This is a genomic window from Flavobacterium ustbae, from assembly GCF_003946915.1.
In the GTDB taxonomy this organism is placed as follows: domain Bacteria; phylum Bacteroidota; class Bacteroidia; order Flavobacteriales; family Flavobacteriaceae; genus Flavobacterium; species Flavobacterium ustbae.
The window spans coordinates 2501-5033 of sequence record NZ_RPOC01000033.1 but is presented as its reverse complement, the minus strand read 5'-3'; the positions used below and the strand labels follow the sequence as shown (position 1 = coordinate 5033).

The following is a 2533-nucleotide window of genomic DNA, read 5'->3' as shown; positions in this document are numbered from 1 at the left end:
TATAATTAAAGTCACAACGGTGAAAGATGAGCATGCGTCCCATTAGCTAGTTGGCAGGGTAACGGCCTACCAAGGCTACGATGGGTAGGGGTCCTGAGAGGGAGATCCCCCACACTGGTACTGAGACACGGACCAGACTCCTACGGGAGGCAGCAGTGAGGAATATTGGTCAATGGGCGCAAGCCTGAACCAGCCATGCCGCGTGCAGGATGACGGTCCTATGGATTGTAAACTGCTTTTGTACGGGAAGAAACACTCCTACGAGTAGGAGCCTGACGGTACCGTAAGAATAAGGATCGGCTAACTCCGTGCCAGCAGCCGCGGTAATACGGAGGATCCAAGCGTTATCCGGAATCATTGGGTTTAAAGGGTCCGTAGGCGGTCCTGTAAGTCAGTGGTGAAAGCCCATCGCTCAACGATGGAACGGCCATTGATACTGCAGGACTTGAATTATCAGGAAGCAACTAGAATATGTAGTGTAGCGGTGAAATGCTTAGAGATTACATGGAATACCAATTGCGAAGGCAGGTTGCTACTGGTGGATTGACGCTGATGGACGAAAGCGTGGGTAGCGAACAGGATTAGATACCCTGGTAGTCCACGCCGTAAACGATGGATACTAGCTGTTGGGGGCAACTTCAGTGGCTAAGCGAAAGTGATAAGTATCCCACCTGGGGAGTACGAACGCAAGTTTGAAACTCAAAGGAATTGACGGGGGCCCGCACAAGCGGTGGAGCATGTGGTTTAATTCGATGATACGCGAGGAACCTTACCAAGGCTTAAATGCAGACTGACCGTTTTGGAAACAGAACTTTCGCAAGACAGTCTACAAGGTGCTGCATGGTTGTCGTCAGCTCGTGCCGTGAGGTGTCAGGTTAAGTCCTATAACGAGCGCAACCCCTGTTGTTAGTTGCCAGCGAGTCATGTCGGGAACTCTAACAAGACTGCCAGTGCAAACTGTGAGGAAGGTGGGGATGACGTCAAATCATCACGGCCCTTACGCCTTGGGCTACACACGTGCTACAATGGCCGGTACAGAGAGCAGCCACTGGGTGACCAGGAGCGAATCTATAAAGCCGGTCACAGTTCGGATCGGAGTCTGCAACTCGACTCCGTGAAGCTGGAATCGCTAGTAATCGGATATCAGCCATGATCCGGTGAATACGTTCCCGGGCCTTGTACACACCGCCCGTCAAGCCATGGAAGCTGGGGGTGCCTGAAGTCGGTGACCGCAAGGAGCTGCCTAGGGTAAAACTGGTAACTAGGGCTAAGTCGTAACAAGGTAGCCGTACCGGAAGGTGCGGCTGGAACACCTCCTTTCTAGAGCCCGAGTGTTAGCTTAAAGCACGCTTGGGAAATAAGATGCGGATCTGAAGGCTAGGATCGAAGATTGTATTGCTCTTGCTGTTAATTTAAAAAATGAAATAAGAATTAAGTAAACAGAGTCTCGTAGCTCAGCTGGTTAGAGTACTACACTGATAATGTAGGGGTCGGCAGTTCGAGTCTGCCCGGGACTACTTTTTAAAAGATGATTAAAAATTAAAAATTATTAATTAAAAATAAAAAGGCTGCAAAGCTTAATTAAAAGGAAATTTTAGAAGTTGAGTGTTAAATGAGCATAACTCATAACTAATAACTCATAACTAAAAATGGGGGATTAGCTCAGCTGGCTAGAGCGCCTGCCTTGCACGCAGGAGGCCAACGGTTCGACTCCGTTATTCTCCACTGATTCGCCACGGCGAATAAAAGTTCATTGACATATTGGGATAAGAAAATAATAAGAAAGTAGAAAGCGTTTTTCTAAAGCGAAAGCAGAAGAAAAACAAAAATAACGGTCTCGTTGCAAAACGAGATTGGGTACAATAAGCAAAATAAGGGCGCATGGGGAATGCCTAGGCTCTCAGAGGCGAAGAAGGACGTGATAAGCTGCGAAAAGCTGCGGGGACGGGCACACACCGATCGATCCGCAGATATCCGAATGGGGCAACCCGCTATATTGAAGATATAGCACACCGATAGGTGGGCAAACCCGCTGAACTGAAACATCTAAGTAGGCGGAGGAGAAGAAAACAAAAGTGATTCCGCAAGTAGTGGCGAGCGAACGCGGATTAGCCCAAACCATCTATGTTACGGCATAGGTGGGGTTGTAGGACCGCGATATTTCATGCGCAAGGAACCGGAAGCTTCTGGAAAGGAGCGCCATAGAGGGTGACAGCCCCGTATGGGCAACGAGCGTAATGGATAGCGGTATCCTGAGTAGGGCGGGGCACGTGAAACCCTGTCTGAATTTGGCGGGACCATCCGCTAAGGCTAAATACTCCTGAGAGACCGATAGTGAACCAGTACCGTGAGGGAAAGGTGAAAAGAACCGTGAATAACGGAGTGAAATAGATCCTGAAACCATGCGCCTACAAGCGGTCGGAGCCCTTAAGTGGGGTGACGGCGTGCCTTTTGCATAATGAGCCTACGAGTTAACGCTGCTGGCAAGGATAAGTGGTTCAGCCACGGATCCGCAGCGAAAGCGAGTCTGAAT

2 tRNA genes and 2 rRNA genes (1 of these 4 only partly in view) are annotated in these 2533 nt (G+C 49.4%); all 4 read left to right on the top strand.

Annotation, left to right across the window (positions count from 1 at the left end):
- Window positions 1-1320: ribosomal RNA gene (locus EG814_RS20815) — 16S ribosomal RNA — on the top strand; the annotation flags it as partial.
- A 123-nt stretch (window positions 1321-1443) separates the two neighbouring features.
- Window positions 1444-1517 (top strand) — tRNA-Ile (locus EG814_RS20810).
- A 134-nt stretch (window positions 1518-1651) separates the two neighbouring features.
- Window positions 1652-1725: transfer RNA gene (locus EG814_RS20805), tRNA-Ala, on the top strand.
- A 135-nt stretch (window positions 1726-1860) separates the two neighbouring features.
- Window positions 1861-2533: ribosomal RNA gene (locus EG814_RS20800) — 23S ribosomal RNA — on the top strand (it continues 2208 nt past the right edge of the window).